General features: G+C 38.2%; 17 protein-coding genes and 1 pseudogene. 10 read left to right on the plus strand and 8 right to left on the minus strand.

Annotated elements, in window-relative coordinates; translation table 11 throughout:
* Positions 1–140: 140 nt before the first annotated feature.
* The 3 genes from A3Q33_RS14845 to A3Q33_RS14855 all read right to left on the minus strand — a co-directional run bounded on the left by A3Q33_RS14845 (position 141) and on the right by A3Q33_RS14855 (position 5,741).
* On the minus strand, positions 141–668 hold the full coding sequence (locus A3Q33_RS14845; RefSeq protein ID WP_081180614.1) for a hypothetical protein: 528 nt from the start codon (positions 666–668) through the stop codon (positions 141–143).
* A gap of 283 nt (positions 669–951) precedes the next feature.
* Complete coding sequence (locus A3Q33_RS14850; protein WP_081180615.1) at positions 952–2,949, minus strand: tetratricopeptide repeat-containing sulfotransferase family protein; 1,998 nt, start codon at positions 2,947–2,949, stop codon at positions 952–954.
* A gap of 137 nt (positions 2,950–3,086) precedes the next feature.
* On the minus strand, positions 3,087–5,741 hold the full coding sequence (locus A3Q33_RS14855; RefSeq protein ID WP_081180616.1) for a TonB-dependent receptor: 2,655 nt from the start codon (positions 5,739–5,741) through the stop codon (positions 3,087–3,089).
* Positions 5,742–5,994: 253 nt separating this feature from the next.
* Between A3Q33_RS14855 and A3Q33_RS14860 the strand changes: the two are divergent.
* A pseudogene (locus A3Q33_RS14860) lies at positions 5,995–7,958 on the plus strand (BCCT family transporter).
* Here A3Q33_RS14860 and A3Q33_RS14865 read toward each other — a convergent pair.
* On the minus strand, positions 7,955–8,458 hold the full coding sequence (locus A3Q33_RS14865; protein WP_081180617.1) for a MarR family winged helix-turn-helix transcriptional regulator: 504 nt from the start codon (positions 8,456–8,458) through the stop codon (positions 7,955–7,957). The pseudogene A3Q33_RS14860 and the gene A3Q33_RS14865 sit on opposite strands and share 4 nt — an antisense overlap.
* Before the next feature lie 207 nt (positions 8,459–8,665).
* Here A3Q33_RS14865 and A3Q33_RS14870 point away from each other — a divergent pair, with 207 nt between their 5' ends.
* Positions 8,666–9,886, plus strand: a complete 1,221-nt coding sequence (locus A3Q33_RS14870) for an Nramp family divalent metal transporter (RefSeq protein ID WP_081180618.1) — start codon at positions 8,666–8,668, stop codon at positions 9,884–9,886.
* Between the two features lie 147 nt (positions 9,887–10,033).
* Here A3Q33_RS14870 and A3Q33_RS14875 read toward each other — a convergent pair whose 3' ends face one another.
* Positions 10,034–10,684 (minus strand): LiaF domain-containing protein, encoded by a 651-nt coding sequence (locus A3Q33_RS14875; RefSeq protein ID WP_081180619.1) that lies wholly within the window; start codon positions 10,682–10,684, stop codon positions 10,034–10,036.
* 292 nt (positions 10,685–10,976) lie between these two features.
* On the opposite strand from A3Q33_RS14875, the gene A3Q33_RS14880 reads away from it, so the two are divergent.
* Genes A3Q33_RS14880 through A3Q33_RS14890 form a run of 3 tightly spaced genes read left to right on the plus strand, consistent with a single transcriptional unit; the run spans position 10,977 to position 13,583 of the window.
* Positions 10,977–11,462, plus strand: a complete 486-nt coding sequence (locus tag A3Q33_RS14880; protein WP_081180620.1) for a MarR family transcriptional regulator — start codon at positions 10,977–10,979, stop codon at positions 11,460–11,462.
* Positions 11,459–12,523, plus strand: coding sequence for an HlyD family secretion protein (locus A3Q33_RS14885; protein WP_081180621.1), 1,065 nt, complete (start codon positions 11,459–11,461; stop codon positions 12,521–12,523). The genes A3Q33_RS14880 and A3Q33_RS14885 overlap by 4 nt, the downstream gene beginning before the upstream one ends.
* A gap of 10 nt (positions 12,524–12,533) precedes the next feature.
* On the plus strand, positions 12,534–13,583 hold the full coding sequence (locus A3Q33_RS14890) for a DUF2955 domain-containing protein (RefSeq protein ID WP_081182650.1): 1,050 nt from the start codon (positions 12,534–12,536) through the stop codon (positions 13,581–13,583).
* 163 nt (positions 13,584–13,746) lie between these two features.
* Here A3Q33_RS14890 and A3Q33_RS14895 read toward each other — a convergent pair whose 3' ends face one another.
* Positions 13,747–15,591, minus strand: a complete 1,845-nt coding sequence (locus A3Q33_RS14895) for a M2 family metallopeptidase (RefSeq protein WP_081180622.1) — start codon at positions 15,589–15,591, stop codon at positions 13,747–13,749.
* Between the two features lie 623 nt (positions 15,592–16,214).
* Here A3Q33_RS14895 and psrA point away from each other — a divergent pair.
* From psrA to A3Q33_RS14915, 4 genes are all read left to right on the plus strand, one after another.
* The gene (psrA, locus tag A3Q33_RS14900) at positions 16,215–16,850 is read left to right on the plus strand and encodes a TetR family transcriptional repressor PsrA (RefSeq protein WP_081180623.1); all 636 of its coding nucleotides are present in this window, start codon (positions 16,215–16,217) and stop codon (positions 16,848–16,850) included.
* Positions 16,851–17,034: 184 nt separating this feature from the next.
* On the plus strand, positions 17,035–18,048 hold the full coding sequence (gene nagZ, locus A3Q33_RS14905; protein ID WP_155866783.1) for a beta-N-acetylhexosaminidase: 1,014 nt from the start codon (positions 17,035–17,037) through the stop codon (positions 18,046–18,048).
* A 132-nt stretch (positions 18,049–18,180) separates the two neighbouring features.
* Positions 18,181–19,557, plus strand: a complete 1,377-nt coding sequence (locus A3Q33_RS14910; protein ID WP_081180624.1) for an SLC13 family permease — start codon at positions 18,181–18,183, stop codon at positions 19,555–19,557.
* 261 nt (positions 19,558–19,818) lie between these two features.
* Positions 19,819–20,835, plus strand: a complete 1,017-nt coding sequence (locus tag A3Q33_RS14915; protein ID WP_081178157.1) for an IS110 family RNA-guided transposase — start codon at positions 19,819–19,821, stop codon at positions 20,833–20,835.
* A 615-nt stretch (positions 20,836–21,450) separates the two neighbouring features.
* Here A3Q33_RS14915 and dsbB read toward each other — a convergent pair.
* Positions 21,451–21,969: a disulfide bond formation protein DsbB gene (gene dsbB / locus A3Q33_RS14925; RefSeq protein ID WP_081180625.1), complete on the minus strand. Its 519-nt coding sequence runs from the start codon at positions 21,967–21,969 to the stop codon at positions 21,451–21,453.
* Positions 21,970–22,107: 138 nt separating this feature from the next.
* Positions 22,108–23,697, minus strand: a complete 1,590-nt coding sequence (nhaB, locus tag A3Q33_RS14930) for a sodium/proton antiporter NhaB (RefSeq protein ID WP_081180626.1) — start codon at positions 23,695–23,697, stop codon at positions 22,108–22,110.
* A gap of 657 nt (positions 23,698–24,354) precedes the next feature.
* On the opposite strand from nhaB, the gene A3Q33_RS14935 reads away from it, so the two are divergent.
* Positions 24,355–25,257, plus strand: a complete 903-nt coding sequence (locus tag A3Q33_RS14935; protein ID WP_081180627.1) for an HDOD domain-containing protein — start codon at positions 24,355–24,357, stop codon at positions 25,255–25,257.
* Positions 25,258–25,456: the final 199 nt, after the last annotated feature.

Raw genomic sequence — 25,456 nt, forward strand, 5'->3', positions numbered from 1 at the left:
TCATGAGTATATAGTAATACACCAGAGTCACTTGTTAGACTTCCTTTTTCGAAAGTGAAACTCGTGTCTGGTATATTAATGCTACCCTCAAATTTTGAACAAATAACTTTTCTTAGGAATTTTTAACTACAACGTTATTCTTAATCATCTGTATTATTTTCTACCGATAAATTAAACGTTTTTACATCACAGTTACTGAGGACATCACAACCTCTTATAATAAATCTTAGATTTGATAGGTCATTATGCTGAAAGGGCCCGCTACCTACAGAGTCGCTTCCAACTGAGCAAGACAATCTGTTGTCATCAATTTTACATTGCACCTCACCTGTTGCGTTAGGGCAAAGTGAGAAAGAAGCGTTACCACATTTAAGGCCTACTATTTTATTTTTGTCTGAATGCACTTCGCCGTTAGTCGATAAATATAAATCTATTCTGTAGGATGCCGAGGTGGGCGATACCCACTGAACTTCAAAGCTAGTTCTTTCTGTAACGGTAACCAACTCTCCTTCATAATAATCTTTTGAATCAAACCTGATATTTTGTAAGGTAAAGCTTCCTGTATCATCTAGCAAATCATCGATGTCGGATGATTTTTCGCTATTACCACCTCCGCCCCCGCAAGCGCTTAAGACTAATATACTAATGGTTAATGATATATGTTTCATAAACGTCCTTATTATTAAATTAAAAGTATTCCATACTTAGCTGCTCTTTTGGGGCAGCGGTCGTTAACTGTAGGTTTTATAGCGTTTGCTGAACTATAAAATGTTGGCTAATACTCAACAACTTGGTTGCTAAGCTAAATGCATTTAGGCATTTAGTAAAGGTTATTTGCTGTCAGTGGTAAATGTTGAACAACTGGCATAGGCAAACGGTTTGAGTGAAAAACTGATGTATTTACCCATAGTGGCTTGCAAGCATGGTGATACTTTACTTATGTATACTCAGTTAGTCGATATTCAGCACTTTTTTCAGTGGTCCTAAATACGGCTCAAAGTGTCGCCATTGTTCAGTCGCGCTTTTATAAATTGGTTGACGAACCTGCTCAGAACTTGGCGTTTTAATATTGCGTTTTGTTTTATGAAAATCGACACATGATTGTTCAAATTCCAAGCCGACAAAGTCAAGCATTCTTCGCACTTGTGTTTCTAAGTCATCAACAATATCTTCATGGTTTACGGTTAGTACATGGCCTGGTAATACGGTGTTCCAATGCGTCATTAGTTTTAAATAAGCTTGGTAGTAACGGCCGATGTCTTTAAGGTTATAACTAAAGTCTTGTCCTTCAGCAAATAACTGTTTAAAACCACTAAAACAACAAGCCATGGGCGAGCGTCTGGCATCTATAATTTTCGCATTGGGTAGTATTAGTCGTATCAAGCCAATGTGGAGAAAGTTATTCGGCATTTTGTCGATAAATAAAGGGGCTGTTTCTCGGTAGACTTGCGTTTCATCAATAAATTGTTGACCAAAGCGTTTGAAATAATCGGGATTAATGTCAGCTAAGTTTTTAGGATATTGGGCTTCTTCATCATTTTGGCTTTTACTGCGACCACGTAACCTTGATGCTAAGCCTAATATATTGTGTAGCTCCATGGTGCCATCGACTTGGCTATGCGAAGCCAGTATTTGCTCAAGTAGCGTTGAGCCTGCACGTGGTAAACCCAAAATAAAAATTGGATCGGGCACGTTAAGTCCCAGGTTGCCACGGTTTTCAAATAACTCAGGTGTACAATACTTAATTTGCTCTGTAACTTGTTGTTCAAATTTTGTTATATCAAAGCCATTATGTGCATGCTGTAATTCATTGCCTTGTTTATACGATTTAAAGGCTTGATGGTAGTCTTTTCTATCTTCAAAGGCTTTACCAGTAGCAAAGTGCAGCTGAATTCTATCCAGTAATGCTAAGTCTTCATTATTTTGCTGTGTTTGCATTTGAGCAATTTCGTTATCGCTAAAACGATAGGTTTTAGTATTAGCTAAACTCCAATAGGCATCGCCATAACTTGGACTTAATTGATAAGCTTTTTGGTAAGAGGATATGGCTTTCTCAATTTCACCTTTAGTTTTTAACGCATGACCTAACTGTAAATGAAAACCCGGTACTTGATCGTTTTCTGCAACAACTTGTTCAAACAGCTTTATGGCTTGCTCTATTTCACCTAAGCCTGTTAACGCGCTGGCTTTGGCTATTTTAAAACTTAAGTTGTCAGGCTGAGCTACAAGCAAAGGTTCAACTTGTTGAGCTGCAATTTTGTATTTACCTAAGCGAATAAGTAAGTTGAGATATAGCGAGCGTGCATGAATATGCTTTGGGTCTAGTTCGAGGGCACTGGCCAGTAAAAACTCAGCATCGTCATATATTTTGAGTTCTATGCCTATTTCAGCCAGCATGCACATACCGTCAACATGGCGATTGTTATTTTGTAAAAAATGTCGACAAATTTGTTCTGCTTTTAACAGTTTACCCTCGTGCATTAGCTCAGTAACTGCGAGCAAAGCAGGGGGGAGTTTTTTTAGTTTTTCTAGATGATTTGCCGCTTTCTGAATATTTTGTTGTTGATTTTGTTCACGATAAAGTTGAATTAAGGCTTGCCAACTCGCGACTAAACTTGGATTGAGTTCTACCGCTGTTTCAAATGAATTTATAGCCAGTGTTGGCTCATTTAGCGCTAAATTGATAAAGCCTTTTTCTTGATTTGCTCGGCTGTGTTTACTATCAAGTTTAAGTAATTCATTAATACTACTTAACGCAAGCGGTAATGTTTTTGCATAGCGTTGAGCAACGGCAATTAAGTACCATAGCTCAATATTATCTTGTGGTTCTGTGCATTGTATTTGTAAATGTTTACATTGTTTTATAGCTTCATCGAACTTAGTCGTTTGGATTAATTTCTGAATTGATTTTAATTGGCTTTCAATAGAAGGCTGAGATGTATTGTCCAATGACTTAACTCCGAAGCAAATGTAGGGGATTATTCGTATTTTAGATTTGTGGGTACTTTACAATAAAAAACCGCTTGATACAGATATCAAACGGTTTTTATTTCGATCACGTTAACTTTTTAGATTTATATTACGGCTTAATAAAAGTCGTAAGAGAATCTAAAGCCAATGGTACGAGGTCTGTTAGACACAACTTTTGGCGTATACTGTTGAGTATCAACATATAATATTGCACTTTCATCCGTTAAGTTGTCGATGAAAAGTTCTGCTTTCCACTCGTCGTTTGTAACACCAAAGCTGATATTAGCTAAAACATAGCTATCTTGAACATAACGACCACCGGCAAAGGTTTGGCCATTACTGCCTTGATAATTTACACCAGAAAAAACGTCAGACTCTTTTTCAATACTTAAACCAGAACCAGTGCCATAAATTAAGTTAGTGGCATCTTCGATCATATAAGCATCCATCACCATGCCAGCAAGTCTTTCGCCGGTATAACTGATTGAACCGTTAACATACCCCGTCATATCTCCCGAAATTGGGTAGAAGTATTGTGCTTGTAAGTTACCAGAAAATTTAGCTGAATACGGTAATCTACTGCCTTCTGGTGGTGCAATACCATCTAGCTGAGCATTGATAGACGTTAATTCAGTATCTATTAAGCTAAATGCACCTGATATGATCAAGTTATCCGTTGCTACCCAACTAAAGTCACCGTCAATACCTTTAATTTCAGCATCACCAACGTTATCAGTAAATACTAAGAAGCTGATATTGGTAGGGTCATAGCGTGAAGTTTGTAGATCAGATATTTTTGAATAATAAGCGGTCGCATTGAAACGTAGTGATTGATCAAACAACGTTGATTTAAAACCAAGTTCTACGTTGTCTAAGCTATCAGTCGTTGAGTAAACCGGAATACGGAAACCTTCAAAAGCGCCTTCTTGGTTAGCAGCAGAACCACCACCAACACGGTTAGTAACCGGCGGTCTAAAACCTTCTGAGTATGATGCAAACACCATAACATCGTCATTTACTTGCCAATCAATTGAAGTTTTGATGATAGTGTCATCAACCGTTAACTTACCGTTACTATCAAGTAAGTCAGTTTCTAATTGACCACTGGCAATAGCGGCTTGAATAGCGGCTGCTTCGTCAGCACCAAAAAATTCAGTCAAGGCTTCAGGACTGCCGTCGCCGAACGCGCGTAATCGACCACTTACGTCAGCAGTAGTAGTTGAACCTTTATAAATATCATCAATTTGATACCAACGGGCACCAAAGCTTGCGGTTACAGTGTCGGTAATATCATATTCGAACTGTCCAAATACGGCAATTTGATCTATGGCGTGAGAAACATCGTTAACGAAGCTCACTTCAGAAGAGAATGGGCCGCCATTACTGTTTATGCCTTCATTACCAACAAGTTCTCTTGCTAAATTAGGGAAAAGCTCAGTGTTAGCTATTTTAAATTGCCCAACAGTTGATAGATCTTGGGTGTCATAAAAAACACCAGCCGTCACGCGCCAGCGGTTTTCAGCTGAAGTATTCATGCGTAATTCGTGCGTTGTACGTGAGCTACTTGTTTCTTCTTTGTAAAACTTAGTTGGGTCAAAACACTCTTGTACTTCGGGCGCACTTGCATAATTACAAACGTAATAAGAAGAGAATTGGCCACCATTGGTATAACCGGTGTAATCAATAGTTGAATTAATATCACGGTCTAAATAACCACCGGTATAAACAACAGTAAGGTGCTCAAGACGACCTTCTAATGTCCAAGTCGTTAAACCAAAGTCATCGTTGTTGTTTTCTGGCGTGAAACGGTTGGTTGATGTTTCACCTTCAAGGTTAGGATCGTATGAAAATACACCTTCAGTATCAAGAGACTGTTGAGTGTGTTGAACAAGTAGATCCCATTCATTGTTAATGATGTAAGATAAACCGAAACGTGCGCCTGAATAATCAGCGGTGTTAAAGTCGTCTTCAACTAGCGCATCATTTTGCGGAATGTTAACAGGCGTGTTTTCAGGATCGGCTAATTTAGAGAAACCAGCTGATATTCTATCAATAACTACAGCACTACCTGTGTAACCACCATTGCTTGGGTCGTTTTGAATATTATCAATCCAACCACCTTGATGGTCGTTATAAGCAGCAACGCGAACAGCAAGATTATCAGTTAAAGACATATTAAAATAGGCTTCAACAGAGTTGCTCATATCGCCGCCTTTGGTAAAGCTTGTGCTGGTATCAAAACCTGCAGCAAAACCATCGTGTGTCGGCTTGTTAGTAATTAAGCGTACAGTACCAGATTGTGAGCTAGCACCAAAAAGTGTGCCTTGTGGCCCCGGAAGTACTTCTATACGTTCAACATCGGTCGCGTAAATATCTAAGTTACGACCTTGCATTGAAACAGGCTGTTCGTCTAGGTAAAAAGCAACAGAAGGTTGTAATGCTTGAACAGATGATACAGAAATGTTGGTTTGCGTAGTTGCCGCACCCCGAATATATATTTCATTTTGACCAGGGCCTGTGCCCTGAAAAACTACGTTAGGTAAAAACTCTACGTATTGGTCAAAATTAGAAACGCCAAGTTTTTCTAAGCTGTCGCCGGTTAACGCAGTAACCGTAACTGGAACTTCTTGAATTGATTCAGAACGTTTGGTAGCCGTAACTTCAATAGTTTCAATTGATGCTTTTGGTTTTTGTTTAATTTCTTCGGCGTTTATAGAGCCAGACGCAGCTAACGCAGCTAGCACAGCGCAGTGCAGTTTATTAAATTTCATATTATTTTCCCTGGATGTTTTCTTATTGAGCGTTCAAATATGATTAGAACTCTAATCATATAAATCATTAGAGTTCTAACTATTATTAGCCTTTGGCTGTATGATAACAAAATATACGATTTTTTTCAAAAAACATAAAAAATAGCACTTTATGGTAAAATCTTGCTAGAAGGGAGATTGTTTGCATATGTGACTATTTACACCTTGATTAACAATATATAATATCAATACAAATTAAATTAAGGGGACGGCTTTGTCTTTATCCGCCGAGAGTCATCTAAATAAGAAAGTATTCGTTAGCGCATCATCTATTATTATTGCGCTTTTACTTTACACCGCAGCATTACCTGAACAGGCTCAAAGCTTGTTTACTCTTATTCAGTCAAGCATTATTGATAATGGCAGTTGGTTCTATGTCCTTACCGTTGCTTTTATTTTCTTTTTTGTTATTTTTTTAGGGTTCTCTCGTTATGGAGATATTCGCTTAGGGCCTGATCATGCAACCCCCGATTACTCTATGCTGACTTGGCTTTCTATGTTGTTTGCAGCAGGAATGGGCATAGGGTTAATGTTTTTTGGTGTCGCAGAGCCTCTGATGCACTATTTGTCGCCACCCACGGCAGAAGTTGGATCGGTAGCTGCGGTTCAAGAAGCAATGAAAATGACATTTTTTCACTGGGACTCCACGCTTGGGCTATTTATGCCATTGTAGCTCTAGTGTTAGCCTATTTCAGTTATCGCCATAATTTACCCTTAACCTTACGTTCTGCATTATACCCATTGATTGGCGAAAAAATTTATAAATGGCCGGGGCATTTAGTTGATGTTTTTGCTGTAGTAAGTACCGTTTTTGGTGTTGCTACTTCCCTAGGCTTAGGCGCTTCACAGGTTAATGCTGGCTTTGGTTATTTGTTTGGTATTGATGTTTCAACGACTAATCAAATTATTATTATGACCGGCATAATAGGCCTAGCAATAATATCTGTTGCCACGGGGTTGGATAAAGGTATTAAAATATTATCTGAAACCAACATGGTATTAGCTGTGATCTTATTAGTATTGGTTTTTGTACTAGGTCCAACAGTATTTTTATTACAAGCTTACTTACAAAATATTGGTGATTATTTAGCCGATATAGTCCACAACACCTTTAATTTATTTGCCTATAAGAAGACAGACTGGATAGGTGGCTGGACAATATTTTATTGGGGCTGGTGGCTTGCTTGGGCACCTTTTGTTGGTTTGTTCATTGCTAGAATCTCACGTGGCCGAACCATTAGAGAGTTTATAGTCGGTGTAATGCTAATACCAACCGTATTTACTTTATTTTGGATGACTATTTTTGGTAATAGTGCCATTGACTTAGTGCATAACCAAGGCATTGTAGAATTAGGTGAAATGGTCAGTAAAGACTCATCAGTAGCATTGTTTGTTTTTCTAGAAAACTTTCCACTGTCGACATTACTTTCCTTTTTTAGTGTACTAATGATTGTGATATTTTTTGTCACATCTTGTGATTCTGGCGCTATGGTCGTTGATATGCTCTGTTCGCACGGTAGTAACAATACCCCGTTGTGGCAGCGTGTTTATTGGGCTGTAGGCATAGGTTTGGTTGCTGCGATTCTCTTATTAGCCGGCGGTCTAAATGCCTTGCAAACTATGACTATTGCCAGTGCTTTGCCTTTCTCTATTGTGCTATTACTTGCCATTGTAGGTTTGATTAAAGCGCTTAGGGTGGAAGCTTTTAAGCAGGACAGCCAGCTAATAGCAGCAGTGCCTTATGCCAGTAATACAGGTAATACGAGTAATGACAGTTGGCAATCACGATTACAAAACATTGTTGATTACCCAAATAAACCGAATGTTAATAAGTTTATCAATCAGACTGTTGTACCTGCGTTTGAATCTGTAGCTGAAGAATTACAGAAAAATCAAATCAATGTTGTTGTTTCGCATGACAATGGGTTGAGTTTAGTTGTTGACCACGGTGAAGAACAAGAATTTGTTTATCGGGTGTTTGCACGGAAGCATTCACAACCAGACTTTGTCGTGGAAATAGACGAGGATGAAGATGAACAAAGTTATTATCGAGCAGAAGTTCATTTAGGTGAGGGTGGGCAAGACTATGACATTATGGGCTGGTCAAAAACGGCAGTGATCAATAATATTATTGATCAATACCATAAGCATTTACACTTTTTACATTTGCTACGTTAACCCTTTGCAGCGTCAGTTTTATTTATACTACTGGCGCTCATTGCATGTAATTCTAATAAAGGTGCGGCGTCAATTTCGTCCGCATCCATCATTTCTGATAATCGCTCCATTGATGACAATAATTGAGATTGCTCCCATTTTGCTAGATTAGAGAACTTTTCAATGAAGTGCTCTTGCAATGCTTGTGGCGCTTTAACTAAAATTGCCTTTCCGTCATCGGTTAAATATAAACCGACTTTACGTTTGTCTTGCGTATATCGCACTCTTGAAATCAGGCCTTTATTTTCTAGCCGATCAATAATATTGGTTACCGTAGCAGGGCTTAAATTAACTCTTTTGGCAACTTGACTAGAATTGATACCAAAGTCTTTATCAATTTCTAACATTATGAGTAACTGTGGACTCGTTAATCCCGAGGTTTTACTTAAATGCTTTGAATGTAGATCAATTGCGCGGATAACCTTTCTTAAGGCAATTAATAATTCCTGATGTTTTTCCATAACAGTATACTTTTAACGTTGAATTGCCTTAGTTTAATCAAATTTAGAAGTAGCGACTAGAAGTAATACTAAAATAACCGTCATTAAAGTAAATCGTTTGATATTCCGACAACGCATTAATTACATCAACGTGCCTTTCAAATAATGAATAGGTATGATGTGTTTAAGTGAATATCTATAACGACAATAATAACTAGGTATGTAAATATGAAACTTCCAAAAGTAGGGCCTGCATTTCTTGTAACGGCAGCATTTATAGGCCCTGGGACAATAATTACTGCGTCAATGGCAGGGGCAAATTATGGCTTAGCGCTTGTATGGGCTTTGCTGTTTGCAATGTTTGCCACGTTAATTCTACAAGAAATGGCGGCAAGACTTGGTATCGTTAGTCAACAAGGTTTAGGGGAAAATATACGGCAGGCAATAAAACAACCTTTTATAAAAGCGTTTGTTGTTGTGCTTGTTGTCAGTGCTATTGTTATAGGTAATGGAGCCTACCAAAGTGGTAACATTTCAGGCGCTAGTTTAGGTTTAGTTAGTGTGGCAGAGCAGCTTGGTTGGACCGTTACTTTTGTTGAAACTTTATTTCCGTTGGTTATTGGAATTTGTGCTTTTGTTTTACTTATTACCGGAAGTTACAAGGTAATTGAGCGGGCTTTAGTCGTATTAGTTGGCTTGATGAGCGTTGCATTTATTGTGACATTTTTTTTAAGCCAACCTCAATGGCACGAATTAATCACCAGTTTTGTTGCATTTAAATTACCTACCGGCGCAACCTTGACGGTTATTGCACTGATTGGCACTACCGTAGTGCCTTATAATTTATTTTTACATGCCTCTACGGCTAGTACAAAGTGGCAGTCAGTTAAAGACATACCGACAGCAAGAAAAGACTTATTTGTCTCTATTCCGCTCGGCGCTTTGATCTCAGTCGCTATTCTTTCTACTGCTGCTTCTGCATTTTTTGGCAAGCAAATAAGCTTACAAAGTGCTGCTGATATTGCCCCTGCGCTACAGCCGTTATTTGGTCAGTCAGCTAGCCTATTTCTTGGAATTGGACTCTTTGCAGCGGGAATATCATCTTCAATAACAGCACCTTTAGCGGCTGCTTTTGCCTTAAGTGGTATTTTAAATTTAGACAAACACCTTAATGCGCTCGGTTTTCGATTAACCTGGATGGTAATTTTAATTATTGGTGTTGTCGTTAGTAGCCTTGGTTTTAAACCTGTCGCTGTTATTTGGTTCGCCCAAGTAGCGAACGGGATCCTTTTACCATTGGTAAGTGTTTTTCTATTATGGATCATGAATACAGCTGTTATGGGTAATTACCGTAATAATTTATGGCAGAACATTGCAGGTGTTGGCGTTATTTTTATCACGTTGTTATTAGGCGGGCGTAGTTTAATGTCAGCGTTTGGTTTGTTGTAGTTATTTATCACAAACAATTCAAAACGATAAAAGCCAAACTGAATGATTGGCTTTTATCGTTTTGAAGTAAAATAATAGGCTTTTTAAGTTACTTTATTATTAAATTATTTTTAATGGCTTAAGACAACAATAACTTACCATCGCATATTATTTTTCGACGTCAAAAGCGCCTTTTAAATTATTAGCAAAGGCGATAAATTTCTCTTTAATGGTTCTTTTAATCTCAACGTTTAATGACCCTAATACCACTCGACCTTCGATGGTAATAACAGGTGCTTGCTTTGTCGCCATGGAAGGGGCTTTATTTTCTATACTGCTAATAATGCCATAAGACTTGCAAACCACATTAACATTATCAGGCACAAAAATTTTATTACTGCCTAAAATACAATTTAATTTAATCGTCACGTGTTGATGTTGAAAAATAGCGTCGGTAAAGTCGAGTATTGCTTCGCCTAAAATATTATTTAGCGTGATGGTTTTTGGAACACTCCATTGGCCGCTGCGCTCTATATTACCTAAAATACTTTTGAGGCTTAAATTCTCATCACTGTCTGCGTTACTGTAACTAGGGGTAAACTGATGGGCTTTATTAGCATTATATGTAGTGTCTGCTTTTAAGGTTAAATCAGCAACGAGATCGATAATTTCTTGATGAGAGTTACTACTCATCGCTTGATCAAGCCGGCGCTCGAAAGCTTCTGCAGAAATAACGCCGTGACTATAGTTAAATATTAACTGATCTATGGTTTCTTCTCGTACTTGTTCAATGGGTCGATCTTCAAGAATTACTGACATGTGTGACTCCGTTGCTGGTATTTTTGTTTTGTATTAATGTCTGTGTAGTAAGTATAAGCAAAGATAAAGCCAAACTTTAAAATCATTAAAATACAATTAGTTATAATTTTAAATTGTTTAAGTTACTGTGAAAGTCACCATTATTTAGTAAAAACAGTTAATTATTGAACAACCTTATGCTGCTTTAATACCCAGTTAATTATGTCTATAAACTCTTTTACATTTACTTAGCGTGCTAACTAATGTTAGTATTGAACCTATTAGTTAGCACGCTAAGTAGTTAGAGGTAATAATGACCACTCAAGTTCCGTTCTATGAATCACTCGATTTAACACTGTGCGGCAATATGGGACGTGTACATCGTTTATGTCGAGATGTAGTGACAATTGCTGTTGAACCCCTTGGCTTAACGCAATCTCGTTGGACCGCTTTAATACATATAAATATGCTTAAAGAAGGTGTTACGCAGCTTGAATTAGCACAAAGTTTAGGTATAGAAATGCCGTCACTCACGCGAACCATTAAGCAATTAGAAGCGCAGTTGCTCATCACTCGGTGTGTAGATGATCATGATAAACGTAGTAAAAATATTTACTTTACCGAGCAAGGTCGTAAAACCTTGCAGACATTAAAAAAGAAAATAACCGATATTAAAAATCAACTCTATAGTGGCTTCACAAGTGAACAATTGGACATTATGGCCCATGGCTTAATTAAAATGGAAAAAAACGCCCAAAGTTGTATTGAAGATCATATTAAGAATAAGGCAAATAAATGACACCAGATGAGAAATTTTCGCGCTATGTAAGACTTTCCCTTATCGGGTTCGTTTTCGTATTCATTTACTATTTAATAGCCGATATTTATTTACCCGTAACGCCACAAGCTCGCGTTTATCATCCTGTAGTACAAATATCACCACAAATTAATGGTCGAGTAACTAAAGTGTTAGTTAGCAATAACCAACAAGTAAAAGCTGGCGATGTATTATTTAGCATAGACCAAGGTCCATATAGCTTGGCATTTGAGCAAGCGCAGTTATTGCTTGATGATGCCACGCTGCAAAATAAACGTCTCGATACTAATGTTAAAGTGATTGAGGCGAACATAAGCGCCGCAAAAGCTAAGCAACATGAACAAAAGCTGTTAAAAAATAGAGGTGAGAAGCTTTATAAAAACAACTCCATATCAGAGCAAGCGCTAGAAAGTATTCGAGCTAATTTCGAGGCAAGTAAAGCAAATGAAGCGGCGTTAACGGCGCAATTAGCTGAAGCTGTGTTAGCACGTGGTGAATCAGGTGAGCAAAATCTAGCGATTCGACATGCAGCTAATAAACTCGCCCAAGCTGAGCTTAATTTGTCTTACACGCAAGTACGTTCGTTGAGTGATGGGGTAGTGACTAATTTACAATTACTCGATGGCGCTTATGCTTTAGCAGGTAAACCCTTGCTGGCCATCGTAGCAAAAAAGGCTGATTTAGTGGCTGACTTTAGAGAAAAGTCATTACTTAACATGAAGATTGGTAGCTTAGCCAAAGTTGTTTTTGATAGTCGTCCAGGTGAAGTGTACAAGGCAAAAATTGTTACTTTCGAAGCAGGTGTCAGCAACGGACAATTGAGCGCGAACGGCATGTTAAGTACAACTGAAACCAGTAATCGTTGGGTACGTGATGCACAGCGCCAGCGTATTCACTTGAAACTAATAGACGATGAAGAAATGATCACCAATATGCAAAGTGGCGCGCGTGCAACGGTGCAATTATTACCTGAGTCAAGCATTGGACAGTGGTTTGGCGCGGCACAAATTAGGTTTATTAGTTGGTTACATTACATTTATTAATGAGGGAATTATGAGTAAAGCTGTTAGCTTAGCGCCACAAATAGATGCTAATGGACTACGCCAAGCACTGCGAATTGCGGGTGGTTGCACTATTGGTTTCACCGTAAGTAAGCTGATGAATTGGCCAAATGGTATATTTTTTACTATTTACCCTATGCTGTTGTTAGGTATGGTACCGACGTTGAATCGAAGTGTAATAAGACAGTTTTTTGCTTCTGCAGCGTTTAGTGCGTTTATGGTGCTTATAATACAGGGGTTATTTTCCCACTTACCTGTGGTTATGACTTTATGTTCCTTTAGTGCTTTTTGCTTTTTATTTCATAAAATGAGTGATGGCAGTGCATTTTTATTTGGTGCGCTAGGGGTTGTTAGCTTATCTATACAGTTGCATTTTTCCAGCTATGTAGATCAAAATAGTAGCATTTATCCGATTATTTTAAGTAATGGTTTAGCTATTTTTATGACCGTGATTATTGCTGCACTCATGCATGGTGTGTTTCCTGATGTTGCAGCGCGAACTGCGCGCGCAATGCCCACTAAAGCCAAAGAAAGCATTCGTCATGAAGTATTACTCTGCTCTACTGTCGCTACGCTTTCGTTTGTTGTTTTTCAGCTACTCGATTTACAAGATTCTATTTCAGCACAAGCCGCATCGGTATTAATTTTATTTTCACTTTGCTGGAAAGCGGCTGGTGTGGCTGGTTGGCAACGTGCTATTGGTACATTAATTGGTTGTAATGCCGCGCTGCTATCGCAATTGTTTTTATACAATCACAGCGACTTTTTATTATTTCCAGTTTTTATTTTATGGATTTTGTCCTTTATTTTTTCTCGCTTTCATATTTTGGGAGGCGGTGCACCAGGTATTGGTTTTGGGGTGTTAACTACCTTTGGTATTTTGTTTGGGCAATCTTTAGGACCAGGGCAAGACTTAATTTACAGTGCGTTATACCGTTTTACGTCGGTATCGGTGGCTATTGTTTTGAGCTTGTGTGCGGTGTATATAATTCATCATTTACTTAATCGATTCGCCGTTACTCGCCATCACACTTACGAGTAAACTCGGGTTAGCATCTGAAATTTTAAAGGCCTATAGTTACCAACTTTTACTTAAGGTAGGAATAATAGCCTCATTTATTGAGGACGATATACAGTAATTATTTATGGAATATAACAAAACCGCTAAATCATAAGATTTAACGGCTTTACTTGCTAACTAAGCGTTAAAAACCACATTGCTTGCCTTGGTTTTTATCTTTCAACCAGGTGTGTAATGGGGCAAAATAATCAAGAATGGCGGTTGCATCCATTTGCTCGTTACCTGTTAACACCTTATACGCTTGTTGCCATGGCTGGCTTGAACCCATTTCGAGTACGGTATTTAACGCGGTTCCAGCCGCTTTGTTGTTATAAATTGAACAACGATGAATAGCATCGGTGTTACCTGAAATTTCACATAAAGCACGATGAAATTCAAATTGCTGAATATGTGCTAAGAAGTAGCGTGAATAAGGTACGCCTCCGGGCACATGATATTTCGCGCCTGGGTCAAAAGCATTAAGTTCACGTTCGATAGGGGCGCTTACACCTTGGTATTTTTCACGTAATTCCCACCAAGCCGTATTATAGTTTTCTGGCGTAACTTCACCTGAATATACCTTCCAACGCCATTGGTCAACCATTAAACCAAATGGCATAAAAGCGACTTTATCTAAAGCCATTTTCAATAGTAAACCAATGTCTTTCGACTCATCAGGAATAGTGTCAATTAAGCCAATTTCTTTTAAGTATTTTGGTGTAACTGACAGAGCAATTGTATCGCCAATAGCTTCATGAAAACCGTCATTAGCGCTGTTTTGGTAATATACCGGCTGGTTTTGGTATGCACGTTGATAAAAATTATGGCCTAGTTCGTGATGAATAACCGAGAAGTCTTCACCGGTTTTTTGGATACACATTTTAATACGAATATCATCTTTGGCATCTAAGTCCCATGCTGAGGCATGACATACCACATCTCGGTCGGCGGGCTTAGTAAATAACGAACGCTGCCAAAATGTTTCTGGTAATGCTTCAAAGCCAAGTGAGGTAAAAAAGCCTTCGGCTCCTCTTACCATGCTAACTTCATCGTAATTATTAGCGGCAAGTTGTTGGGTAACATCATATCCAGGATCGGCATCTTCTGGTGCGACTAGGTCATAAATATTACCCCAAGACTGTGCCCACATATTACCAAGTAAATGAGCGGGTATTGGTTGATCTTGCGGCACTTTGTCTTCGCCGTAAGTTTTGCCTAATTCAGTGCGCACGTAACAATGTAAATCATCGTATAAGGGTTTTACCTGTCCCCATAAACGGTCAAGCTCTTTAGCGAATTCATCTGCAGACATATCGTAATTTGAACGCCACATTGCACCTAAATCTGCATAGCCTAAGCCTTGTGCGCCTTCATTACCTAATGCGGCTTGGCGAGTATATAATGGTTTCATGTCAGGACTGATTGTTCGCCAGCCTTGCCACATTTCTAATAATTCATCGTAGTCTCGTGATGTTGCCATTGTTGCGGTCATCTGGCCTAAGCTTAATGTCTCACCTGATTTTGCAGTGTAATTTCCTTTACCATACATACTATTTAATTGAGCACCAATTTTAGCTAATTCTGCGGATTTAGCCGAATCTTGAGGTGCGGGCATCACTAAACTTTGTTTTAAAATATTGAGTTTTCGACGTTGATCTGCGTTTACATTAACAGAGTCAAATTTAGCGGCTTGCATAGCAAATCTTACACCCGCTTCAGTTGACTTTTGATCGGCTGCAGCGGCGAGTGCAGAGGTGTCTTCAGTAATAAAGTTTGAATTTATCCACGCCGCACGGCTGCCTTCAGTGTTAAGTTGCACTAGCTCTTTTTCGGTAGCGACTAAAAATTTCTCAGCATCTTGTACCGTTAATACTTTGCTTGCCGGGATTGTTGGCTTAGCATCATTAGTGACTGTGTTGTCGCCATTACAGGCACTTAAGCTTGCTGCTACTATGATAGCTGCCGTGGTTAATTTAAATGTTGGTTTCATAAGTATCCGTTATTTTTGTTGTTAGTGCTTATTTAACGCCTTAGTCACTTATACAATCTTAAGTAATATAAGAAGTAATTTAAGGTTTTGGCTAGTGTAGATTGAGATGAGTATATTGGCAATAGTATTGCTTTGAAGGCATTGTTACAGAGGTAATAAATGGCAGTGCTGTTAAATTTTGGACAAAAAAAAGCTCAGCGAAAGGGATGCTGAGCCATTATATAAAATATACTAGGGAAAGTATGAAATTTGCGTTTCAAAAATCTCTTCAAGAAACGCCTAGATATAATAGCTATATTAGGTGTTTTTAACTGTGTTTTTTATGTAATACTTTGTAATCAGATCGGCTTAATAGTATCGATGCTCTAAGTTGCGTGATTATTGATTTAACTTTGTAGCTCATAAATATCAAGCTAGCTATAATTAGTCTTTATATTGTTGCTTGGTTTACAGATGTTAACCAGTAACAGTTTGTAAAATAACCTATCTGAAAAGCGCTTTTATAGAGTTTATTTGCCTTTTATATCTCGATGTATTTAATCCGAGTTGCGTTATTTAAAACGCTTGTTTAAACTGCCTGTATTAATTTCTTTAATAAACTAGATTTATGGCGCTATTTACTTATGAGTACTAAGAATAAAATATTAGATGCAGCAGAGAGCTTGTTTGCAGATAAAGGTTTTAATGGCACCTCTCTACGTGAAATAACGAGTCAGGCAGAAGTTAACTTAGCCGCGGTTAATTATCACTTTGGTTCGAAAAAAGAATTAATTAAAGCCGTTATGTCGCGTTATATGAACGAGTTATCCCCACGTTTAGAGATAGCCTTAACTCAGGTTTGCGAGCAAGATTCACCGAGCTTAATTGAGGTGTTTTCTGCTTTTATTGATCCCCTGTTATCATTAAACGAAATTAAAAATAACGGTACGAGTAATTTTTTACAGCTATTAGGTCGAGGTTATACCGATAGCCAAGGATTTTTACGCTGGTTTTTAACCACTCAATACCCAGGTGTAATTGATAACTTTGTGATAGCAGTGCAAAAAGCCTATCCTGAGTTAAGTGCAGAAGAGATGTTTTGGCGTTTGCATTTTACTATGGGCACAGTCGTATTCACTATGTCATCAAGCGACGCATTAATCGATATTGCGAAAAGTGATTTTCACCGTGAATTACAAATTTCAGATGTTATCCGCAACGTTATTCCTTATGTTGCTGCTGGCGTTGGTGCTCCTATGCCAGTGAACTCTAGAAGTTAAATTGTAGTAAGCTAAAATCTAGGTTTAATGATGCACTTTGCACTCAACGTGTTGCTATATTATTTACTTAAAGCTAAAGACACCACTTTACTCAGGCTTAAATGTCAGATAATGAGTTAAGCATCTTTGTTTATCGATGTTATTTAGGTAGAGTAGCAACATCTTAAACTTTTAAAGTGTTGTTATGGGTCCAGTTATGCTTGATGTGCACGGCACATCATTGTCTCAAGAAGATAAAGAAATTCTTCAACATCCACTGGTTGGTGGATTAATCTTTTTTACTCGCAATTATCAATCACCAGAACAAATTGCCGATTTTAGTCAACAAATTCGAATCGCGGCAAAGAAACCTATTTTAATCGCGGTTGATCATGAAGGCGGTCGTGTACAACGCTTTCGAGATGGTTTTTCGTTGATCCCTGCTATGGGTAAATTATGGCAAATGTCAGAAGAAAATCTTACATTAGCTAAAGAACTAGCCAAACAAAGTGCGATATTAATGGCATTAGAAGTGCAAGCGGTCGGCATTGATATTAGTTTTGCACCTGTACTTGATATTAATAACATAAGCGATGTTATTGGTGATAGAGCCTTTCATCAACAGCCTGATTATGTCACAGAATTAGCTGAAGCTTTTATTGATGGTTTGCATCAAGTTGGTATGAAAGCAACCGGAAAACATTTTCCAGGTCATGGCAGTGTTAAAGCTGACTCTCATATAGATTTACCGATAGATAACCGTTCAAAAGCTGATGTTTTTCAACAAGATTTATTACCATTTCAGCAACTTATAGCCAGAGGAAAAGTTGATGCGTTAATGCCTGCACATGTTATATTTCCTGATGTTGATAGCCAGGCAGTCGGTTTTTCTCACTATTGGTTACAAAATATTTTACGTGAACAACTCGGGTTCAATGGCGTAATTTTTAGTGATGATTTATCGATGCAGGGCGCAGCGAGTGTCGGTGGTTATATTGAACGTGCTGAAGCGGCACAAGCCGCAGGTTGCGATATGTTATTGTTATGTAATAACCGAGACGGCTGTATTGATGTGCTCGATAATGCCAATATTTCAATTTCGTCAGTCGGCGCACAGCGGCTTAGCATGTTATTAAAAAAAGCAGATAGTCAGTGGTCATCATTGAAAAATAATTCCGCATGGCAACAGGCTAGGCAGTCTCTGAGTAATTTCCGATAGTTTTTAATTGCTAGTGCAAGTTTTACAGATTGAAAAGCGTAAATTCTATAGTAAAAAGTGAATATCGAGCAATACAAATTAGGTTCAAATAACAAGAACAAGAACAATAACAATAAAAATATTGGATAAATTATGAAATTAACTCGACAGTTATTTATTCCGTTAGCTCCTGTCATAGCCGTATGTTTTTACTTTATTTTACAAGCCCTAGGCTTAGAGAGTAAAGCGTCTATTGCAGCGGCTATAACGCTATTAACCGTAATTTGGTGGGTTACTGAAGCACTGCCTATTCCTGCAACATCTTTAGTCCCTTTTGCCTTGTTACCACTTTTTGGTGTTGTTGATCATAAAACGGTCGCATCCGCCTTGGGTAGCCACGTAATATTGTTGCTAATGGGGGCATTTATGCTGTCAAAAGCCATAGAAAAAAGTGGCGCGCATGAGCGCTTAGCTGTTTATATGGTGAGAATGGTTGGCGTAAATAGTGGTAGGCGCATGGTGCTAGGCTTTATGATCGCAAGTGCATTTTTAAGCATGTGGATCTCTAACACCGCAACAACCCTAATTATGCTCCCTATAGCCTTAGCTATTCTGAAACATATTGACAATCAGAAGCTTAAAGTGGCTTTAATTCTAGGTATTGCCTATGCCGCGAATGTTGGCGGCGTAGGTACGCCGATTGGAACACCGCCGAATGTAATTTTTATGGGCATTTACGAAGAACAAACCGGCATTGAATTTGGCTTTTTAGAATGGATGAAAATTGGTGTACCCATTGTCGTTCTCGCTGTGCCAATTATGGCCTTTTGGCTAACCAGAAACGTTAAGCTTGAACAAGATATACATTTACCCGTTTTAGGACCATGGCGTGCAGAAGAGACTCGAACATTATGGGTGTTTGGTTTAACCGCGCTCGCATGGATAACACGTTCAGAACCCTTTGGTGGATGGAGCGGAGTTTTCGGTGTTGAAATAGCCGGCGATAGTACCATCGCATTATTTGCGGTTGTGCTGATGTTTATAGTCCCGAACGGTAAAGGTGCTCGACTACTGGATTGGGACAGCGCTAAAACTATTCCATGGGGCATGTTATTGCTATTTGCTGGTGGTATCGCATTAGCTAAAGGTTTTGTAGCCTCAGGATTAAGTGGTTTATTGGGACAATGGCTTGCAACATTTGCAAATTTACCTGCAATTATCATGATTTTGACTATTTGTTTGGTGGTTACATACTTAACCGAAATAACCAGTAACACCGCTACGGCGACTTTGTTAATGCCTATTTTAGCTGCCGCGGCTATTGCCTCAGGATATGATCCTAAAGTGTTAATGGTGCCAGCAGCAATATGTGCGAGTTGTGCCTTTATGCTACCTGTAGCAACTGCACCAAATGCTATAGCGTACGGAACCGGTGAAATTGAAATTCAGGATATGGTTAGAGAAGGGGCTGTTCTTAGCTTTATTATTGCGTGTTTAGTGGGGATTACTTGTTATCTGTTATTGCTCTAATAGTTATACCAATTGAAATAAATAATCGATCATTTTAAGGCGGTTTAAATCGTCAATAACTGCGTTGTTTTCAATCACACACGTCCGCTATTACTCGACAATTGCTCCTGCATTGTTCTACTTACGGGCATCCATGCCCTAATCAATCAAACGCCTTGCCTGCAGGGATAATGGTATGGACCCACTCCAACTTTATTTCAGGCCTCTTTAGGGCCAAAATGAAAGTGACAACAATCATTTATAAAAGCGGAGTGGATCAACATGAAGATTACTACAATCGGTTTAGACATTGCAAAATCAATTTTTCACATGTTCGCTGTGAATAAAAATGGGCGATTTGTAAAAAAGAAACAATTAAGAAGAAAACAAGTGTTGAGTTTCATGGCAACATTAGAGCCTTGCCTAATTGTAATGGAAGCTTGTGGCAGTGCGAACTACTGGGCTAGAAAATTTATTGAATTGGGGCACCAAGTAAAACTTATTGCGCCTCAATATGTAAAACCCTTCGTTAAAGGCAATAAAAATGATTATAACGATGCCGAAGGTATTGCAGAGGCAGCGCAACGCCCGACCATGAGGTTTGTGCCAATTAAATCGATAGAACAACAAGATATTCAAAACTTCCATCGACAACGTGAACGCATAAAGAAAGAACGTAAAGCATTAGCAAGTCAGATACGAGGCTTGTTAGGAGAATATGGCATTGTCATCAATAAAGGTATTTCTGCAATTCGCAATGAACTGCCGGATATTTTAGAGGATGCGACAAATGAGTTAACGTATTTAAGTCGGGAGATATTTAATGAGTTATGGCTTGAATTTCAAGTCACAGAAGTGAAGTTTAAAGCGTGTGAAGTTCGCTTAAACACGATGAATAAAGAAAATGAAATATGTGTTCGCTTAGATGAAATATTAGGTATTGGAGCAATCACAGCTAGCGCTACTTATGCAGCTGCAGGAGATGGAAAAGACTTTGTAAATGGTCGACATTTTTCGGCATGGCTTGGGCTTGTTCCTGGGCAGCATTCAACGGGTGGAAAGGCCACCTTACTCGGTATAAGTAAACGCGGTAATAGTTATTTAAGAACACTATACATCCACGGGGCCCGGGCAGTATTAAGGCACAGTGAAAACAAAACTGACCGATTTAGTTTGTGGGCACAAGCGTTAAAATCCCGACGAGGACACAACAAAGCATGCGTTGCTGTGGCGAATAAAATAGCAAGAATGGCTTGGGTAATAATGGCGAAGGGGGAAAGTTATCGCCCGGCTATATAAATAAAGCTCAAAACTGAAGCAAGTTAGATTGGTTTCAGTGATGAGATAACAGTAAAACCCTTTTACTTCAGTTGCAAAAGATAAATTAATCGGATGGTAAGATAGTCAGACTGGCTTGCACAAAACCTGGTACCTGCATTGGCTAATAAAAAAGCCGGAGGGATGATGAGGAGTGTGAGCGCAAACAACCATCGGGGCCAGAAGGTAAAAATCCTTCATAAACAGGCCGGATATATGAGAGCAATGATTTTCTCTTACATAACGATTAAATGTCTTGCAAACGGAGTGGGTCCATATATGCAGGTACTTATGTTTAGTCTGGAACAATAAACATGTATTCTTGAACAATTTATCCTCGCTTAAAATTGGTCAATAACTTATTACATTTGGTATTACTTGCAAAAAAGCCACACGACTAACATATAGGTATGCTGTTTAATCGTTGTAACTGTAACTGTAACTGTAACTGTAACTGTAACTTTAGCTGTATCTGAAAGAGATACTGAGCTCAGTTTAAACGGTAACTTCCTATTGAGTAAGTAATGCCTAAAGCTACAATTCACAAAAAGTGAGATAACTAATACCATGAAGTATTAGTTATCTCTTAGCGTTAGATTAAAACATTTTTTCTTTGAGCAACCGCGCCGATAAAACGATAGCGAACACAGCGCTATAGACACCAAATATAACCAACATTACTTGTGGCATACTAAAACCAAGAAATTGCCACATAATATCTCCACAATCACCCGTTGCTTCAAATAAGGCGGGTAACCATTGATGTAAAGGTGCCCATGTGGGGAAATTTGGCACAAACTCACAACTAAATAAAAACGACATGGTTGTAGATTGCATATCAACATGTTCTAAAGCAATGATAAAGCCCCATATAGCTCCTGTGGCCCATAAAGCGAAAGCGACAATACGCAACACTACGTTTTGGCATCCAAAGGCTCCAATAACACCGGCTAGAAAAACTCCCCATACTGCTGTGCGTTGATAAATACACATAATGCAGGGCTCAAGTCCCATAAAATATTGAAAGTACAATGCGATCAATTCAAAACATAGGGCACTAACAGCGAGCAGTTGCCACGCTCGTTGATTTAAAGATAATTGACTTAAACAGTTCACGAAATATTACCTACGACAGGGTTGTTGTTAATCCGAATGGGATGGTTTTTACGAGTCTACGCATGCTAACAATAATCAAAAAGCGCCACAAGGGCGCTTTTGTTAGATTTTATATCAGCTTATAGCTTGAGCAAATGGCTAGTGTCCACCAGGTGCTTTAATTGCAGCTCCACCATCATGGTGTTGTATTAGATCTATTTCATAAAAATAGTCAGTAGATTCACTTAAATGCCCAGTTGAGATAGCCAGTAAACCGACAATAGTTAACACTATAGTATACGGGAAAGCCATGATGACCATTCGACCATATGACAAACGAATTAACGGAGCTAACGCTGAAGTTAATAAGAATAAGAATGCCGCTTGACCATTTGGCGTTGCAACGCTTGGTAAGTTGGTACCTGTATTAATCGCTACCGCTAGTAGGTCAAATTGGTCACGAGTAATTTGTCCAGCAGCTAATGCTTTTGTGATCTCTGTTATGTATACCGTACCAACGAAAACGTTGTCACTAACCATCGATAAAAAGCCGTTAGCTAGGTAAAACATAACTAACTGCATGTTACCTTCATAGGTTAATACCCAAGTGATAACTGGCGTAAATAAGCTTTGATCAACAATGACCGCGACAACAGCAAAAAATACCGCTAATAGTGCAGTGAAAGGTAAGGCTTCTTCAAAGGCATGGCCAATTTGATGCTCTTCAGTAACCCCAGTAAACGCGGTTGCTAGAATGATAACAGATAAGCCAATAATACCGACCGGCGCTAAATGCAATGCCAGACCCACAATTAACCAAACGGCAATAACACCTTGGATAACAAGTTTGGCATTATCTAATGTATTGCGCTTTTCACTTTCAGCAATATCATATTCATTTAACACATTGTAAACATTTTCAGGCAACGCAACACCGTAACCAAACCATTTTAGTTTTTCTAAAGAGAAACAAGTTAAAAGACCAGCAAAGAATACTGGAATAGTGACTGGTGACATACGAATAGCAAATTCAAGAAATTCCCAACCGGCTTGTTGTCCAATAACTAAGTTTTGAGGTTCACCAACGATAGTACAAACACCACCTAACGCCGTACCAACACCAGCATGCATCATTAAATTACGTAAGTAGCCACGAAATTGTTCTAAATCTGCACGTGAATATTCAGCTAATTCGTTGTCACTGGTATGGTCGTGCTCAATAAGTACATCTTTACCTGAAGCAACTTTGTGGTAAACAGAGTAAAAACCAATAGCAACACTGATGATAACCGCGATTACTGTTAAGGCGTCTAAAAAGGCTGATAAGAATGCACCTGAGAAACAGAACAGTAGCGAAACCATGACCTTGGAACGTACTTTAGTCACTATTTTAGTAAACAAAAACAGTAATAAGCTCTTCATAAAGTAAATGCCGGCCACCATGAAGATTAATAATAAAATCACTTCAAAGTTTAAAATCATTTCATGCATTACTTGTCCAGGGCTTGTCATTCCTATGGCAACAGCCTCAATAGCCAATAAGCCACCCGGTTGTAACGGATAACATTTTAGCGCCATGGCTAAGGTAAATATAAATTCAATAACCAATGCCCAACCTGCGACGTAGGGATCTACAACGAAAAACAATACGGGGTTGATGACTAAAAATGTAATTATTGCGAGTTTGTACCATTCTGGCGAATTGCCTAGAAAGTTTTTATAAAACGCATTCATGAATGATTGCTGCATATTGAACCTTTTGAAAAATTAAGATCTTGAGTTAGAGTGATTTTACTGTTTTTTATAATTATTTTTTATAAATTTAATACGCTTAAGAGTTTAAGCGTAAATGTAACTATTGTAAATAAGTCAGAGTAAGCTGTTGTGTAGTAAAATATCTCTCAAACAATAAATTTAATTAGTGTCGTAAAATCAATAACATAAAAACTACTAAATAAGCGGTTAAAACAAAGTTTATAACTTCTTTTCCATTTTAAGTGTAGATAAAGCTTGGTTTATTTAAATGTAGTAGATTATTTACCAGTAAGCTCATAACTAACTACACTCAAGTTAAGCTGCTAATTATTTTAATATAGGGTAAAACTACTAATTAAATTCATTACCTAGCCTACTTTATACGTAAGAAAAAACGATCAAATATAAGGGGTTTATCTGATAAGTAGTTGTTCAAAGTAATATGCTGCAACTTTAAATATTAAGCTTGCAGGCATTAAGTGAGGATGGTTTAACCATTAAAAGTGAGCAGCTAATTAATCATCTTGATATTACGTGCCGTTTTGCCTATATGTACAAGTTTAAACTACACTTTACTTACTTTAATTTTATAGTCGTTGGTGTATTGTAGTCATTATCGCAGCACCTAATGAAATAAAGGGAGGTATTTAAATGCTAACAAACAATTCAACGGCTTTTTATGACGTCATGTTTGGCGATGTTAACGCTGAAATACCAATGCATAAGCTCGAAATCAAGATATTGCAAAAAGTAAAAGTAATATTAAATGATCCCAAAATGCTCGGTCAGCATATTCCCGCACTTCCCGCTATGTTAGTTCGTTTATTAAATACAATTCAAGATCCTGATTCAGACGTATCGAGTTTTGTTGAAATAATAAAACAAGATCCATCATTCGCCATAGAAGTGTTACAAAAAGCGAACTCTGCAACTTATCATCGAGGTGATAAAGAAATACTATCGTTGAGTCGAGCAGTGTCGTTTATAGGTTTAGCAGGTCTTTTACGAATTGCGACTACGCTTTTAATGGCGAGAGTTATTCCTTGCAAACCCATTTATTACAAAATGTTTGGTAAACAAATTTGGCTTCACTCTGTGCAGTGCGCCACACTCTGTGAACTATTAGCCGATAATAATGACGAAAATGGTTTTGACGGCTATTTCTTAGGTCTGATTCATGATTTAGGGAAAATTATCATATTTGATTGTCTTTCTAAGGCTTTAGCCGAAGAGATAACAAGTTTACCAGGAACAAAAATTTTTAAAGAGTTGATGACTGAAATGTCTGTCGATATCAGTTATTTGATCGCGATAGAGTGGAACCTACCGAATATTTACTGCGAAGGTTTACGGCAACAAAAAACTGAAAACCGTTCAGCTTTAGCTGCGTTGTTATATAAAGCAGATAAATTAAGCGAAGTATATTTGTTGATGATGAAGGGGATAGTTTCTGAAGAAACTTGTGCAGATATACTGGCTAAAAATTCCGTCGATAAAGCACTTTGGCTTGAGTTTACTGGAATTGCCGCTGAAATCGAAGTCAGAATAGTTTGAGCTGATTAGATAAGGTGATTTTCAAAACAACTGAATAGACAATTCATCTTTTGACTTTTGCATTACGTAACATGTGCTTTTTCTTGCCAAAAAAACTGAAAAAATATTTATCCAAACCTACATAAACCTATATAAAAAATCACCTTTTATTTATATATCCCGACTCTAAAATCGTGGTTGATAATCGGTAGTTCTCCCC

This window comes from Colwellia sp. PAMC 21821, from assembly GCF_002077175.1.
Taxonomy (GTDB): Bacteria; Pseudomonadota; Gammaproteobacteria; order Enterobacterales; family Alteromonadaceae; genus Cognaticolwellia.